This is a genomic window from Streptomyces akebiae (assembly GCF_019599145.1).
Classification (GTDB): domain Bacteria; phylum Actinomycetota; class Actinomycetes; order Streptomycetales; family Streptomycetaceae; genus Streptomyces; species Streptomyces akebiae.
In genome coordinates, this window is sequence record NZ_CP080647.1 from 2,009,665 (window position 1) to 2,024,100 (window position 14,436).

Below are 14,436 nucleotides of genomic sequence, written 5' to 3' on the forward strand. Positions count from 1 at the left end.
CCGGGTCTACGACCCCATGGTCAGACCGCCGCCCACGCACAGGGTCTGGCCGGTGATGTAGCTCGCGTCGTCGAGCGCGAGGAACGTGAGGGCGGCGGCGATCTCCTCCGGCTCGCCCGCCCTGCGCAGCGGGACCCCCCGCACGATCTTCGACAGCAGTGTGTCCCCGCCCTGGCTCTCCAGCAGTGGCGTGGCGGTGATACCTGGGGCCACCGCGTTGACCCTGATGCCGTGGCGGGCCCATTCGCGGGCGAGTGACTTGACCAGGGCGATGACGCCCGCCTTGGCCGCGGAGTAGACGGTTTCGCCCGAGGTTCCCACGGTGCCCGCCTCGGAGGAGGTGAGGACGATGCTGCCGCCGTGCTCGCGCAGCACTCTTCCCGCCGCCGCCGAGAGGTAGATGCTCGACATCAGGTTCACGTCGATGATCCGCCGCCAGTACTCGGGCGACTCGTCGAGAAAAGGTGTGATGGCCGTCCAGCCCACGGTGGAGATCACGTGGTCGACGCGTCCCAGTGCATCGACGGCTTCCTCGAGCATGCGGTCGCAGGCTTCCGGGTCAGTCGCGTCCCACGGCCTGTCACCCAGGGCGACGATGTTCGGGTGCTCCTTCGCCAGCGTCTGGACGGCCTCGGCATTCAGATCGGCCGCGGCGGTGGTGATGCCCGCGTCCGCCAGGCGCAGGGCCGTGGCGCGTCCGATGCCGGAGCCGGCGCCGACCACGAGAGCCTTCTTCGGCTGATTGACGTCGGCCATGTGTCCTCCTGTCGATGCCTTCGGCCTTCCGAAGGGGGCGTTGCGGGAAGTGGGGACAACGGTTCTGGTCACTTCAGCTCGTCGTGCACCCAGCTGAGCGCTTCGACGACGGGGACCAAGCCCATGGAGGTGCCGAGCATGAGGATGACGACCTGCTCGATCTCCTCCAGCGTCGCGCCCGCGTCCTTGGCGCGGGTGCAGTGGACGCGGAACCCGCCCTCGTTGCGGGTGACGGCGAAGCCCGTGAGCAGACAGAGTTCGCGCTGCTTCGCGTCCAGGGTGCCGTGCGCGTCGGCCGCGTGGCGCAGGCCGCGGAACGCGTCCGCCACAGGGTTCGAGGTCTCCCTCAGCCGGTCGAGGTTGGACACGAAGGTGTCCTGCTTGCTCAGGGGGTAGACCGGCGGTCCGAGGGGCTTGGGCGTGCTCACTGCTTCTCCTTCGGTGCTGGGGTGGCGGGGTCGGCGAGCCGGGCCAGCGCGGGCAGCCCGTAGCTCTCGGCGTATTCGGCCGCCGCCGCCCCGATCACGTCGATGGGGGCCTTGGCGTACAGGCGTCGTCGGCTGACGAAGGAACCCGCCGCGGCACGGATCCGTACCGCCGACTCGGTCATGGCCAGCAGGGTCGCCGTGCCGTCGAGGATGGGCGCGCCGTCCACCTCGCGCAGACCGACGGAGTTGAGGAACGCCGTGATGCGGCCGCCCGCCGGGATGATGACCTCGGCCCCGCGGGCCATGGTCGCCCGGGCCGCCGCCAGGAACGAGTCGGTGGCCCGCTTGCGGCCCTCGTCGTCGGAGAAGCAGGCGTCCAGCTCGTGCGGGGTGAGGTCCATGCACTCGATGCCGGCCAGTCGTTCGCGCAGCTCGTACTTGGCGACGTTCTCCTCGAAGCGTCCTCCGAAGTAGGGGTTGACGCCGACCAGGGCGAACTTGCTGCCCATGAGGCACGCGGTCAGCATCGCGGTCTCCCCGTAGCCGAGCACGGGGATGTCGACCATGGAGCGGGCCTCGCGCAGGGCGGGGTCCAGGATGTTGCCGATCGCGACCGCGTCGAAGCCTGACTGCTCCGCGTCCAGCACGGAATCCAGGATCGACACGGAGTCGAGGGCCTCCCAGAACCGGAAGCTGTCGATGCGTCCGACCCGGGCCCCCCTCAGTTCGACCTCGGTGCCTTCGGAGACGAAGTCATCGATGTACCGGCGCAGGAACGGGAAGTAGTTCGAGGAGTACGTGGCGTTGGACAGACTCAGATACAGGATGCGGGTCACAGGGTTCGTCTTCCGATCTCTGGGTTCCGGTCACTGGGCCTGGTCGACGCTCTTGGCGTCTTCGCGGTACCAGTCGACGAACTCCCGCAGGCCGCTGAGCAGGTCGGTCGTCGCGGTGAGGCCCAGCACCGAGGCCAGCCTCTCGGCGCTGACGTACTGATACCTGGTGCGCTCGTCACGCCACTCGATGGCGCCCGGGTCACCGCCGTGGATACGCACGAGCTCCGTGTAAAGCTGCTCCGCCGTGACCGGCGGTCCGACGACGTTGACCGCCGTGCGCTCGACACCGACCGCCTCGACCGCGCGGAGGGTGGCCAGCGCCGCGTCGTCGACGTGGACGAGGGCGTGCACGGCGTCCCGTTGCCACGGCACCACCGGTCGCTCACCCCGGTCGAGCGCGTCGAGAATGTCGATCAGGATGCCGGCATTGGAGTCACGGTTGGCCCGTGGTCCATAGATCGTGCCGTATCGGAGGATGATGTACGGGGCGCCGCCGGCCTGGGCGAAGGCCTCCGCGAAAGCCTCCGCGGCCAGTTTGCTCGCCGCGTACATGCTCAGGCCGCGACGGATCGATGCCTGGTCCTCGGTGAAGGGCGGCGCGGCAGGGTCGCCGAAGGGGCCGTAGACGCTGTGGGTCGACCCGAGCACCAGGCGCTCGACACCGTGCTGGGCCGACAGGCTCACCAGGTCGTATGCCGCGCCCACGTTCACGTCGTGTGCGGCGCGCGGTGTCGTCGAGGATGCCTGAGTGCGGACCGCTGCGAGGTGGATGACCGTGTCGCTCGCGCTGACGGCCGTGTCGAGTGCCGCGGTGTCGCGCAGGTCCATGGGCAGGAACTCGACATGCTTGAGGGCGGCCAGGGCTTCAGCGCGTTCGGTGTGCACTACATCCGTGGCGACCACGTCGTAGTGGCCGGCCGCGCTGAGTTGCTCGACCACGTGCGAGCCGAGGAATCCGGCGGCCCCGGTCACCAGGACACGTCGCCGGCTCATCGCGCGACCCGCTCGAAGATCGCCGCGATCCCCTGGCCGCCGCCGATGCACATGGTCTCCATTCCGTAGCGCGCGTCGCGTCGGTCGAGTTCCCGCAGCAGGTTCGCGAGGATCCGGCCGCCGGTGGCGCCGATGGGGTGGCCGAGGGAGATGCCCGAACCGTTGACGTTGACCCGCTCCAGGTCGCCATCGCCGAGTTTCCACTCGCGCAGGCAGGCGAGCACCTGGGCGGCGAAGGCCTCGTTGAGTTCCACCAAGTCCAGATCGGACCACTGGAGCCCGGCTCGTTCGAGGGCTCGCTGCGCCGCGGGTACGGGCCCTATGCCCATACGGTGCGGCTCCACCCCGGCCAGCGACCAGCTCACCAGCCGGGCGTACGCACGCAGTCCGAGCTGCTCGGCGCGCTGCGGCGTCGTCACGATGGCGACGGCGGCCGCGTCGTTCTGGCCGCTGGAGTTGCCCGCCGTCACGGTCGCCCCGTCGATGGTGCCCTCGAGCAGCGGCCGTAGTCGGGCCAGCGACTCGACCGTGGTGCCCGGCCGGGGGTGTTCGTCGGCGGTGACCGTGAGGTCGTCTCCCTTGCGAGCGGGCACCACGACCGGGATCGTCTCGTCGGCGAAGAGGCCGCGCTCCATCGCACTGACTGCGCGGGCGTGCGAGCGGACCGCCCACTCGTCCTGATCCGTGCGGCTGATGCCGTACTCGGCGCGCAGGTTCTCAGCGGTTTCGATCATCCCGCCGGACACGGGGAAGCGTCGGCCGCCCGAGTTGCCACGCGGCTGGGCGAGCCGGTCGAGCAGCTGGGGCTGGCGCCCCTGGTTCCAGCGCATACCGGGCATGTAGTACTCGGCCTGGCTCATGCTCTCCGCGCCGCCCGCGAGGACCAGCTGCGAGCCACCGGTCGCCACCTGCATACAGGCGTAGATCACGGCCTGCAGCCCCGATCCGCAACGCCTGTCGATCTGCAGGCCCGGGACGGTGATGTCCAGGCCCGCGTCCAGGGCGGCGATCCGGCCGATGGCCGCCGCCTCTCCGTTGGCGTAGCCCTGGCCGAAGATCACGTCGTCGATGTCGTCGGCGGTGACGCCGGTGCGGTCGACGAGGCCCTTGACCACCGTGGCGGCGAGGTGTGTGACCGGTACGTCCCTGAACACGCCCCCATAGCGCCCGACCGGGGTACGGACAGGCTCACAGATGACGGCCTCGAACATTAGTACGGCTCCTTTGAGACGTGGTCAGACGCTGGATTCTCCGCCGTCGATGGCGATGGTCTGCCCCGTCAGGAAATCGGGGGCGTCGAGAGACAGGTAGGCCACGAGATCGGCGAGTTCCTCCGGCCGCCCCATGCGCCGGGCGGGGATCCTCCGTACCACCTTGGCCACCGCGGCCTCGTCGTCTCGCAGTTCGGCGTTGATGTCCGTCGCGAAATAGCCCGGCGCCACAGCGTTCACCTGCGCTCCGAACTTCGCCCACTCCGCAGCCGCGGCGCGGGTGAAGTTGATGACGGCACCCTTCGACGCGCCGTAGGCGGTGAACCCGGGCCGACCGAGCAGTCCGAACACCGAGGCGACGTTGATCGCCCGGCCGGAACCCGTCGACGCGAAGTGCCGGGCAGCCGCCCGACTGCACAGGAACATGCCTCGGACGTTGATGTCGAAGATACGGTCCCAGTCGCCCTCGGTCATGTCGGCGAGTTGCACCTGCGCGGTGACGCCGGCGTTGTTGACGAGGACGTCCAGACGCCCGTACTCCTCCAGGCAGGCGTCGAAGAGGGCCTGCACCGACGCGGCGTCGGAGACGTCGGTCGTCACGGCCAGCGCGGTGCCGCCCTCATCGAGCACGGCGTCCCGGACTTCCGTCAGATGCTCGGGGGTACGTCCGGCGAGGACGACGGCGACCTTGCGGCGGGCCAGGCTGTGGGCGACGGCGCGGCCGAGGCCTCGGCCCGCGCCCGTGACGATGGCTACCTGTGTGGACATGCCCACAAGATGTCTGACATTCAACTCGCTGTCAAGATGCAAGCGGGCGGCTCCACAGCCAATCCCATCGGCGTCTTAGCAGGTCGCCGCATCGAACTCGGCAGCCTTCCTCCAGCCGACCGCACCGAAGGGTTCCAGCTGCCGACAGGCGAGGTCCAGGCGCGCGGAGTGCCCTATCAGTGACCCTCGCTCCGCCAGTCGCGAGCGGCAACCGGGGCCATCGAAACCGAGAGGCGGCGATCGCGCGCTGCGGCTCCCTCGGTCCGCGCTCGCACTTCCGAGTGCGAGCTTCGGGCACGTCGTCGCACTCACACCACCCTGGGGTTCCGCAGCCGGCACGCCTTGGATCGGCCCTCCAGGCCGCCGAAGAGGGCTCCCTACATCAAACAAAAAGTCAAACTATTGCAAGCCTGTGAGGTGCATGCTCCACTGAGAGGCCGAAACGCGAGATCGCCCCGCGCCAGGACACCCCGGACAGACGCGTGTCCTGGCGCGGCGCCTGTGCGACCGCAGCAAACCGTCCACCGGCCATCCGCGCGCCGACGCTTTGCCCGGCGGCGTGACCCGACGTCAGGAGTCGATATGAAAGGGGCAGTCTTCCTGGGCGACCGCAGGGTCGAACTCCGGGACTTTCCCGACCCCCGGCCCGGACCCGGCGAGGTGGTGGTTGCCATCCGGGCGTCCGGCCTTTGCGGCAGCGACCTGCACTCCTACCGCGACCGACCAGGTCAGGTAACGACCTCGGGTAAGCGGGTGGTCGGGCACGAGCCGGCCGGCGTGGTACACACCGTGGGCCCGGGCGTCCCCGACGAGGTGGCAGCGATCGGGAACCGCGTCATGGTCCACCATTACGCCGGATGCACACGATGCGACCACTGCCGCTCAGGCTGGCCCCAGATGTGCTCCACGGCCCCCACGCGCGTCTTCGGCACCCACGAGCATGGCGCGCACGCCCCGTTCATGCGGGTGCCCGCGGTGACGCTCGTGCCACTGGACAAGAAGCTCAATTTCTCAGCGGGAGCCGCGATCGGGTGCGGCACCGGCACCGCATGGGGCGGACTCGATCGTCTTGGCGACGTCGGCGGGTCGACGGTCGCCGTGTTCGGACAGGGGCCCGTCGGGCTCTCGGCGACTTTGCTCGCCACCGCGCGGGGCGCGCGCGTCATCGCGATCGACCCAGAGCCGGCCAGGCTGGCCAAGGCCCAGGAGTTCGGGGCCGTCGCGACGATCGATCCGTCATCCGTGCGAGCGACGACCGCGCTGCGCGACTTGACGGACGGCGCGGGTGTTCCCCTCGTTCTGGAGACCTCGGGCGCCACACGGGCAGCCGGGGACGGTCTCGCGTCACTCGCGCCCTGGGGCCGGATGTGCGTCGTCGGGCTGGGAGGCGAAGTACATTTCGACGTCCTCGACATGCACCGAAGCCAGATGACCCTGATGACGTCCTGGTCGATGTCCATCGTGCAGCAGCGGCAGTGTGCCGAATTCGTCGCCCGCAACGAGCTGCCGGTCGACGCGCTGTTCAGTCATCACTGGCGCCTGGACCAGGTCGTGGAAGCGTACGAAGAGTTCGACAAGCAGTCCGCGGGCAAGGGCGTCATCGTCTTCGACGAGCCCTGACCGTGCAGAAAAGCCGAATTCTTCGGTTTCCGTACCGGGCCTGCCCTTCGGCGCCCCGCCATACCGCAGGTGCGCGACGCCCAAGGCGAAGTCGACCCCCTGCTGAACGCGTCCGCGTTCGCGCGGTTCAGCCCGTCCGGATGTCGACCGCTTCGTCCATCGGCACACCCCCCGCCTCGGCAGGAGGCAGGGGCTGTTCGGCCCAGATGGTCTTGCCGTCGTGGGTATAGCGGGTGCCCCAGCGGGAGGCGAGCTGAGCGACCAGGAAAAGGCCACGACCTCCCTCGTCGGTGGCCCGGGCATGGCGTAGATGCGGGGCGCTGAGGCTGCTGTCGGAGACTTCGCAGATGAGCGTCTGGGTGTGGATGAGGCGCAGTGCGATGGGGCCACGTGCATGTTTGATGGCGTTGGTGACCAGCTCACTGACGATGAGTTCCGTGGTGAAAGCGAGAGATTCCAGGCCCCATTCGGCGAGCTGGCGGGTGGCGAGGGTGCGGGCCTGGGCGACCATGGCCGGGTCGATCGGCAGCTGAAAGGAGGCGACCCGGTCCGCTGCCAAACTGCGGGTGCGGGCGAGGAGCAGGGCCACGTCGTCGGAACGGCCCTCGGCGACGAGGGCGGACATCACCGCGTCACCCAGCTGCTCGAGCGGTCGGCCAGGACCGGCCAGCACGCGGGCCAGCCGGTCCAGCGCGACGTCGATGTCCCGCCCAGGGTCCTGTAGCAGACCGTCCGTGTACAGCGCGAGCAGGCTGCCCTCGGGGAGTGGGTACTCGGCGGTTTCGAAGGGCAGGCCGCCCACCCCGAGCGGCGGGCCCGGCGGGGTGGCGTCGAGGAATTCCACAGTTCCGTCGGGGCGCACCAGGGCGGGCGGGGGGTGACCGGCGCGGGCGAAGGTGCACAAGCGGGAGACCGGGTCATAGACGGCGTACAGACAACTGGCGCCCTGACAGTCAGGATCCTCCTCGGCCAGGCGGACGACGAGATCGTCGAGGTGGGCGAGGACCTCGTCGGGGTCGAGGTCGAGATCCGCCAGGGTGTGGACAGCGGTGCGCAGTCGCCCCATGATGGCCGCCGCGTGCAGGCCGTGCCCGGTGACATCGCCGACCAGCAGTGCGACTCGGGCACCGGACAGTGGCAGGACATCGAACCAGTCCCCGCCGGCACTGGCGTGGGCTGCGGCGGGCAAGTACCGATAGGCGGTATCCACCGCAGGAGAGTCGGGCAGTTCACGCGGCAGCAGGCTGCGCTGCAGGGCGAGAGCGGTGGTGTGTTCGCGCGTGTAGCGGCGGGCGTTGTCGATACACACCGCTGCACGCGAACAGAAGTCCTCGGCCAGGGCCAAAGCCCCCTCGTCGTACTGAGGGGAGTCGCGGTGGCGAGCGAAGACAGCCACACCAAGCGTGATCCCGCGCGCACGCAGTGGCACCACCATCGCCGAGCGGGTGCCGGACGCGCGTATCTTCTCGGCGATGCGCGGATCGAAGGCCGACTGCCCGCCGTCATCCAGCTTCTGCATGAGCTCCGGTCGCCCGCCCACCAAGCACCGAGCCTGAGGGGTGGCCGGGGCAAACGTCACTCTCTCGCTCACGGCATACGCGGCCTCCGGATTCCCCGGCCTCACCGATCGGACTCCCGACCGGCGAAGCAGCGCCGGAGCGGCCACCGGCACGGGAGCCGGTTCGTCCCCGCGCACCGTGGCCTCCAATAGGTCGACGACGGCGAAGTCCGCCAGCCCGGGAACGGCCACGTCCGCCAGTTCCTGCGCGGTGCGCTCCACATCCAGCGTGGTGCCCAACCTCGCCCCGGCCTCAGTCAGCAGTTCCAGCCGCTGCTGGGCCCGATAGCCTTCGGTGACGTCGACGAACGTCTGGCACATACCAAGGACGTGTCCGGCCGAGTCTGTCAGCCGGAACGATGAGGAGGACCACATGCCCTCCCGCTCCGGGTCCGACGGGAGTCGACCGTGCACCGGAAAACCGATCTCCGGTTCGCCGGTGTCCCGCACCCGGCGCAGGCGCTCCTCGGCCGTCCGGAAGTCGATCTCCGGTGCGACCTCGTAGTTGCTGCGCCCGATAATCCGCTCGGCAGGCAGGCCCAGATCGCGCATGGCCACGGCATTGACCGCGCGAAATTTCAGATCGATGCCCACAACGGTGATGGAGATCGGGGCCTGCTCGAACAGCGCTTTGAGGATCGACTGATCGAACTCCGACCGCTCCACCTGTCGCACGTCGGCGGCGCCGACCGACCAACCGGCCTGCCCCTGACCACCCAGCACGGGGCGCACGCGCAGCGCGACCCGGATCACATGCCCGTCTCGGTGCCTCATGGCCAGCACACCGTCCCAGCCCTGCCCGGTTCCACCCCATCGGCGGTCGGCTGCGAGCGCGGCTTCACGGTCCGCCGGGGTAATCAGCAGATTGACCGCAGGCGTTCCACAGATCTCTCTTGCCCGATAGCCGAGGAGGGATTCCGCCTCCGGGCTCCACAAAGAGATGCCGCCCTGCCCATCCACGACCGCAGTAGCCGCACCAAGCCCCTGCAGCACATTTCCCAGTCCTGCGCCGAGACCCCGGGAAGCCGTCGGTACACCCATCCATATCAGCCCATTTCTGGCCATGCCGTTGCCTCTCATGGTAATGACTTGGGTGGGGCCGCACTCGCGGAGGTCGTCTCGGCCCGCGCGGCCACCGTCGGCGACCCCGCCGTTACTTTCGGTGCAGAGGGGTGCGGCAAGAGAACGACGCCCGTAACGTCTGCGCCGTTCTCGGCTCGCCCCTACCTCAACGGCCAGATCGCGCAGCGAATCCGAGACTCACCCCTGGCGGTCGGTCGCGTAAGCCCCGGACGCCCGATCACTACAGCCCGCAGTCCAGGATTTCACACTTGCCAGTGTCTGACAGTTGACCGACTGAAGCCTCAAAGCTAGATTCGCGAGGTGGGCAGCAGTCCATGCCATTCGCCGAGTCGCCCTCGTGCTGGTCCGGCCGGCTCACGGCCGCTTCTTCCTCCCCGCGCCCTGACGCGCAGGACCACTCCCGCTGCCCACCTCGGCGCCGCATGGCGCACACCCAGGAAAGGAAGGTCCTAGATGCCGATCGAGAGCTTCTCGATACTGATCGACGGTCAGTGGCGGGCGAGCGCCGACGGCTCGACGTTCAGGTGCACCAGTCCGTTCAACGGTGAGGACTGGGCGGAGGTGCCGACGGCGACCACCGCTGACGTGGATGCCGCGGTGGCCGCGGCACGGCGGGCCTTCGAGGAGGGTCCGTGGTCGAGCTCGACTCCCCTGGCGCGTGCGGGCCTGTTGCGCCGGTTGGGCGACCTGATCACACAGAGCGCCACCGAATTGGCAACGGTGCAGGTACGCGAGAACGGCAAGCTGATCCGCGAAGTGGCCGACCAGGCGAAGGCACTCGCGAACCACTGCTACTTCTTCGCCGGGGTGGCCGAGAGCCCGATCGGTGAGACGCTGGCGACGAGCGTGCCGAACATGCAGGCGTTCACGATGCGTGAGCCGATCGGCGTGGTGGCTCTGATCACGCCATGGAACAGCCCGCTGATGCTGTTGATGGCCAAGCTGGCGCCGGCGCTGGCGGCCGGATGCACGGTGGTGGTCAAGCCGTCGGAGGTGACACCGGTCTCGACCTTGGTGTTCGCACGGCTGATCAAGGAAGCGGGCTTCCCCGACGGTGTGGTCAACGTGGTGACCGGGGCCGGGGAGACCGGAGCCACCCTGGTGGCTCACCCCGGCGTGGACAAGATCTCGTTCACCGGTTCGACCTCGGTCGGCAAGCAGATCGCGGCCAAGGCGGCCGCTCGGCTGGCCCGTGTGTCGCTCGAGCTGGGGGGCAAGTCGCCGAACATCGTCTTTCCCGACGCCGATCTGGACAACGCCGTCAACGGTGTGATGGCCGGAATTTTCGCGGCCACCGGCCAGACCTGCATGGCGGGATCCCGCGTCCTGGTCCACGACGACATCTACGACGACTTCGCCAAGGCGCTCGCCACCCGGGCCTCGCAGATCCGGCTGGGTGATCCGAGCGACCCGGCGAGCGAAATGGGGACGGTCGCCTGCCGAGCACAGTACGACAAGGTGCTGCGGTACATCGACATCGCCAAGGCCGAGGGCGCGGTGCTGGCCGCCGGAGGCAAGCGCCCGGACGATCCCGCCCTGGAGAAGGGGCTCTTCGTCGAGCCGACGGTGTTCACCGAGGTCACCAACGACATGCGCATCGCCCGGGAGGAAGTGTTCGGGCCGGTGGCCTCACTGATCCGGTTCCGTGACGAGGACGACGCCGTCCGCATCGCCAACGACACCAGTTTCGGTCTGGCCGCGGGCGTCTGGACCCGGGACATCGCGCTGGCGCACCGGATGATCCGGCGCCTGCGCGCCGGCACGGTGTGGATCAACAACTACCGCAAGGTCAACTACGTCGCCCCGTTCGGCGGCTTCAAGGAGAGCGGCATCGGCCGGGAGAACGGCATCCATGCCGTGAATGAGTACACCGAGGTCAAGTCCGCCTGGATCGACACCGGCAACACCATCAAGGACCCCTTCAACCCGCGTGCCTGACCCCTGGGGGAAACGGCCCGGAACCCGGCCCGTTCCTCCCCGCAAGCACGACCGACGGTCATGAGTTGGGTCGACTCCGGGTCGGCCGTGAGGTGAGTGAGGTACCCGCATTGCCCGAGAAGCTGGGGTTCATCGGCGTCGGCGCCATGGGTTCGGCCATCGCGAGCCGTCTCGTGGCGGATCACGATCTGTACGTGAGCGATCTGAACAGGCAGGCTGCTGACGAGCTCGTGAGCCGGGGCGCCACCTTCATGTCGGCGGACGAGACAGCGAAGCACTGCCCGTACGTCTTCCTTTCGCTGCCGGGACCGGCGGACGTGGTCGAACTGCTCCTGGGCGACCAGGGAATCGCCCGGCACTTCGCGCGGGGAACTCTGGTCATCGACACGACCACCGGCGCGCCCACGACGGACAGGAAGATCGTTCCCGCTCTCGCCGAACTCGGCGTCGACTTCGTCGACGCGCCGATCGCCGGAGGTGTCAAACGGGCCCGGGCCGGCACGGCCACCCTGATGGTCGGAGGCTCCAAGCAGGCGTTCGCCAAGGCCCGGGACCTGTTGCTGGCCGTGACCCCTGAGGTCTTCCACGTCGGCCCCGCGGGCACGGGACACGCGATGAAGCTCGTGAACAACCTGCTCAACAGCTGCAACCGTTTCGCCGCGCTCGAGGCCGTTCGTCTCGGACAGGCGTGTGGTATCGACCAGGACACCGTGGTCGAGGTCATCAACAAGTCGAGCAGCCGCAACTACACGACGGAGAACACGTTCCCCCAACTGCTCAGCGGCGGCTCCTACAGGGCACAAGGCTTCACGCTCCAGTTGATGCTCAAGGACCTCCACCTGGCCAACGAGATGGCGGAAGGCCTCAGGCACGCCACCCCGATCGGGCACCTCGTCGAGGAGTTCACCATGGAGGCCATCGACCGCTTCGGCCCCGAAGCGGACCAGAGTCAGTTCATGGCGGAGTGGTACGCCGACTGATGCCCGTATGACGTGTGCCCTCTCAGCCTGCAAGCTGAGAGGGCACACGTCATCAACACCGGCTTCTGTGCACGAGCCACGCCGACTCGGACGAGTCATTCAGGTCGCCGTGCGTGCAGCTACGCCTTGGGCTGGGCGGTCGAATACCGCAGGACGTAGTCGAGGTGCGACTGCATCGCCTCGGCGGCCGCGTCCTCGTCCTCGGTCTCGATCGCCGCGAGGATCACCATGTGCTGCTTCACCGTCCGCTTCCCGACTTCCGCGGTCACGTCCAGGTACTGCGCCGGATGCGTGGCATCGTGCACCGCGGCGATGAACGCCGCCAGCAGACGGTTGCCGGACGCCTGCCCGATCGTCGTGTGGAATGCCAGGTCGTAGCCTGGAATCTCCGGATCATCGATCGTCGTCGTCCGCTGCCGCTCCACGATCGACCGCAGCTCGCTCACATGCTCCTCGCTCCGATGCCGAGCGGCCAGGCGGGCGGCCGGGACCTCCAACACCCGCCGTACATCGGTCAGTTCGAGCATGTCCAAGGCACCCAGGCGCAAAATGGTGTCCACCGACTCACTCAGCATCCGGCTGAGCGAATCCGGAGTGACCGTGTTGACGAAACTCCCGCCGGCCATACCCGGAATCTTCCGGATGAGACCGCCGCTCACCAGCGCACCCAGCGCCTCCCGCACGGTGGGACGGCTCACCCCGAACTGCTTGGCCAGCTCCGTCTCCGGTGGCAGCTTCTCCCCCTGGGCGAAACGGCCCTCCAGGATCGCCTCCCTGATCTGCTGCTCCACCTGATCACGCGGCCGCGTCACCTGTCGCGCCCGGAACTTCTCCGCCGCCCCAGACCCCGTTTCAGCCATACCACGCCTCCCCAACCGTCGACATTGCCCGACACCATCTCGTTCGGACGTACACAAGGCCTGATCCAAAGCCGCAGTATATGACCAGGGTCGGTAAATTGTCATACTGAAAAATGTCGTGCTTCAACCTGGTGACCGACAGCCTCCCTGCCGGGTCACCGGCAAGGAGGCCTGCGTCGGCTGTTCCCCGGGCTCGTCACATCGCGTACTCCTTGAGCAGACTGCGACCGATGATCATCTTCTGAATCTCGGACGTACCCTCACCGATGAGCATGAAGGCCGCCTCGCGGTAGAGCCGCTCGATCTCGTACTCCTTGGAATAGCCGTACCCGCCATGGATGCGGAACGACGCCTCGACCACTTCCTTGCAATACTCGCTCGCGAGCATCTTGGCCATGCCGGCCTCGACGTCGTTGCGTCGGCCGGAGTCCTTCTTGCGGGCCGCGCGAACCATCATCGCGTGGGCGGCCTCGACCTTGGTCGCCATCTCCGCCAGACGGAACAGGATCGCCTGGTGCTGCGCGATCGGCTTGCCGAACGTCTCACGCTGCTGCGCGTACGCGATGCCCAGTTCGAAGGCACGAACTGCGATGCCGCAGGCGCGCGCGGCGACGTTCACGCGGCCCACCTCGACACCGTCCATCATCTGGTAGAAGCCCTGGCCGGGCTCTCCCCCGAGGATCTGGTCGGCCCCGATCCGATGGGCGTCAAAGATCATCTCGGTGGTGTCGATGCCCTTGTAGCCCATCTTGTCGATCTTTCCCGGGACGGTGACGCCCTGGGCGGTCTCACCGAAACCAGGCTGCTTCTCGACCAGGAACGTGGTCATGTTCTTGTAGACCGAGGCCGCGCCCTCATCGGTTTTCGTCAGAACCGCGACCAGGTTCGACGAACCGCCGTTGGTCAGCCACATCTTCTGGCCGGTGATCGAGTAGGAGCCGTCGGGAAGCCTGTCGGCCTTGGTGGCCACGGCCGAGACGTCGGAGCCGAGGCCTGGCTCCGACATCGAGAAGGCGCCCCGGACCTCGCCGGTGGCCATCCGCGGGAGGTACTTCCGCTTCTGCTCCTCGGTGCCGTGTTGCATCAGCATGTACGCGACGATGAAGTGGGTATTGATGACACCTGAGACACTCATCCAGCCTCGCGCGATCTCTTCCACGCACAGCGCGTACGTCAGGAGCGACTCACCCAGCCCGCCGTACTCCTGCGGGATCATCAGGCCGAAGACACCGAGCTCCTTCAGTCCCTCGACTATGTCGGTCGGGTACTCGTCATTGTGCTCGAGTTCGGTGGCGACCGGCAGGATTTTCTCTTCGGCGAACTGCCTGACCACCTTGAGGATCTCCCTCTGGTCCTCGGTCAGTTCATCGGTGTGGGCAAGACGATCCATCTGATGGTCCGTTCC

The 14,436-nt window shown here is 68.1% G+C and carries 12 protein-coding genes; 3 read left to right on the forward strand and 9 right to left on the reverse strand.

The window, feature by feature from the left end:
• Positions 1 to 6: 6 nt before the first annotated feature.
• From K1J60_RS08885 to K1J60_RS08910, 6 genes are all read right to left on the reverse strand, one after another.
• On the reverse strand, positions 7 to 756 hold the full coding sequence (locus K1J60_RS08885; protein ID WP_220645715.1) for an SDR family NAD(P)-dependent oxidoreductase: 750 nt from the start codon (positions 754 to 756) through the stop codon (positions 7 to 9).
• 68 nt (positions 757 to 824) lie between these two features.
• The gene (locus K1J60_RS08890) at positions 825 to 1,184 is read right to left on the reverse strand and encodes a carboxymuconolactone decarboxylase family protein (protein WP_220645716.1); all 360 of its coding nucleotides are present in this window, start codon (positions 1,182 to 1,184) and stop codon (positions 825 to 827) included.
• Positions 1,181 to 2,020, reverse strand: coding sequence for an aspartate/glutamate racemase family protein (locus K1J60_RS08895; RefSeq protein WP_220645717.1), 840 nt, complete (start codon positions 2,018 to 2,020; stop codon positions 1,181 to 1,183). Before K1J60_RS08895 ends, K1J60_RS08890 begins: the two co-directional genes overlap by 4 nt.
• A 30-nt stretch (positions 2,021 to 2,050) precedes the next feature.
• Positions 2,051 to 3,013, reverse strand: a complete 963-nt coding sequence (locus K1J60_RS08900; protein ID WP_220645718.1) for an NAD-dependent epimerase/dehydratase family protein — start codon at positions 3,011 to 3,013, stop codon at positions 2,051 to 2,053.
• A complete protein-coding gene (locus K1J60_RS08905) occupies positions 3,010 to 4,224 on the reverse strand; it encodes an acetyl-CoA C-acetyltransferase (RefSeq protein ID WP_220645719.1) in 1,215 nt (404 codons plus the stop codon). The genes K1J60_RS08900 and K1J60_RS08905 overlap by 4 nt, the downstream gene beginning before the upstream one ends.
• Positions 4,225 to 4,248: 24 nt before the next feature.
• Positions 4,249 to 4,992 (reverse strand): SDR family NAD(P)-dependent oxidoreductase, encoded by a 744-nt coding sequence (locus K1J60_RS08910; protein WP_220645720.1) that lies wholly within the window; start codon positions 4,990 to 4,992, stop codon positions 4,249 to 4,251.
• 582 nt (positions 4,993 to 5,574) lie between these two features.
• On the opposite strand from K1J60_RS08910, the gene K1J60_RS08915 reads away from it, so the two are divergent.
• Positions 5,575 to 6,612, forward strand: coding sequence for a zinc-dependent alcohol dehydrogenase family protein (locus tag K1J60_RS08915; RefSeq protein WP_220651369.1), 1,038 nt, complete (start codon positions 5,575 to 5,577; stop codon positions 6,610 to 6,612).
• A gap of 127 nt (positions 6,613 to 6,739) precedes the next feature.
• Here the strand turns inward: K1J60_RS08915 and K1J60_RS08920 are convergent, their stop codons facing one another.
• Positions 6,740 to 9,163 (reverse strand): SpoIIE family protein phosphatase, encoded by a 2,424-nt coding sequence (locus tag K1J60_RS08920; RefSeq protein ID WP_259407634.1) that lies wholly within the window; start codon positions 9,161 to 9,163, stop codon positions 6,740 to 6,742.
• Between the two features lie 543 nt (positions 9,164 to 9,706).
• On the opposite strand from K1J60_RS08920, the gene K1J60_RS08925 reads away from it, so the two are divergent.
• Both K1J60_RS08925 and K1J60_RS08930 read left to right on the forward strand, forming a co-directional pair.
• Entirely contained in the window at positions 9,707 to 11,191 is a 1,485-nt protein-coding gene (locus K1J60_RS08925; protein WP_220645721.1) for an aldehyde dehydrogenase, read from the forward strand.
• 110 nt (positions 11,192 to 11,301) lie between these two features.
• Positions 11,302 to 12,171, forward strand: a complete 870-nt coding sequence (locus K1J60_RS08930; protein ID WP_220645722.1) for an NAD(P)-dependent oxidoreductase — start codon at positions 11,302 to 11,304, stop codon at positions 12,169 to 12,171.
• 119 nt (positions 12,172 to 12,290) lie between these two features.
• Here the strand turns inward: K1J60_RS08930 and K1J60_RS08935 are convergent, their stop codons facing one another.
• Complete coding sequence (locus K1J60_RS08935; protein ID WP_220645723.1) at positions 12,291 to 13,031, reverse strand: FadR/GntR family transcriptional regulator; 741 nt, start codon at positions 13,029 to 13,031, stop codon at positions 12,291 to 12,293.
• Between the two features lie 196 nt (positions 13,032 to 13,227).
• Entirely contained in the window at positions 13,228 to 14,421 is a 1,194-nt protein-coding gene (locus tag K1J60_RS08940; RefSeq protein ID WP_220645724.1) for an acyl-CoA dehydrogenase family protein, read from the reverse strand.
• Positions 14,422 to 14,436: the final 15 nt, after the last annotated feature.

Bases quoted from the DNA above. Each gene is read 5' to 3' on its own strand.
- K1J60_RS08940 (WP_220645724.1), bottom strand. From the start codon at position 14,421: ATGGATCGTCTTGCCCACACCGATGAACTGACCGAGGACCAGAGGGAG.
- K1J60_RS08905 (WP_220645719.1), bottom strand. From the start codon at position 4,224: ATGTTCGAGGCCGTCATCTGTGAGCCTGTCCGTACCCCGGTCGGGCGC.
- K1J60_RS08885 (WP_220645715.1), bottom strand. From the start codon at position 756: ATGGCCGACGTCAATCAGCCGAAGAAGGCTCTCGTGGTCGGCGCCGGC.
- K1J60_RS08935 (WP_220645723.1), bottom strand. From the start codon at position 13,031: ATGGCTGAAACGGGGTCTGGGGCGGCGGAGAAGTTCCGGGCGCGACAG.
- K1J60_RS08900 (WP_220645718.1), bottom strand. From the start codon at position 3,013: ATGAGCCGGCGACGTGTCCTGGTGACCGGGGCCGCCGGATTCCTCGGC.
- K1J60_RS08910 (WP_220645720.1), bottom strand. From the start codon at position 4,992: ATGTCCACACAGGTAGCCATCGTCACGGGCGCGGGCCGAGGCCTCGGC.
- K1J60_RS08925 (WP_220645721.1), top strand. From the start codon at position 9,707: ATGCCGATCGAGAGCTTCTCGATACTGATCGACGGTCAGTGGCGGGCG.
- K1J60_RS08915 (WP_220651369.1), top strand. From the start codon at position 5,575: ATGAAAGGGGCAGTCTTCCTGGGCGACCGCAGGGTCGAACTCCGGGAC.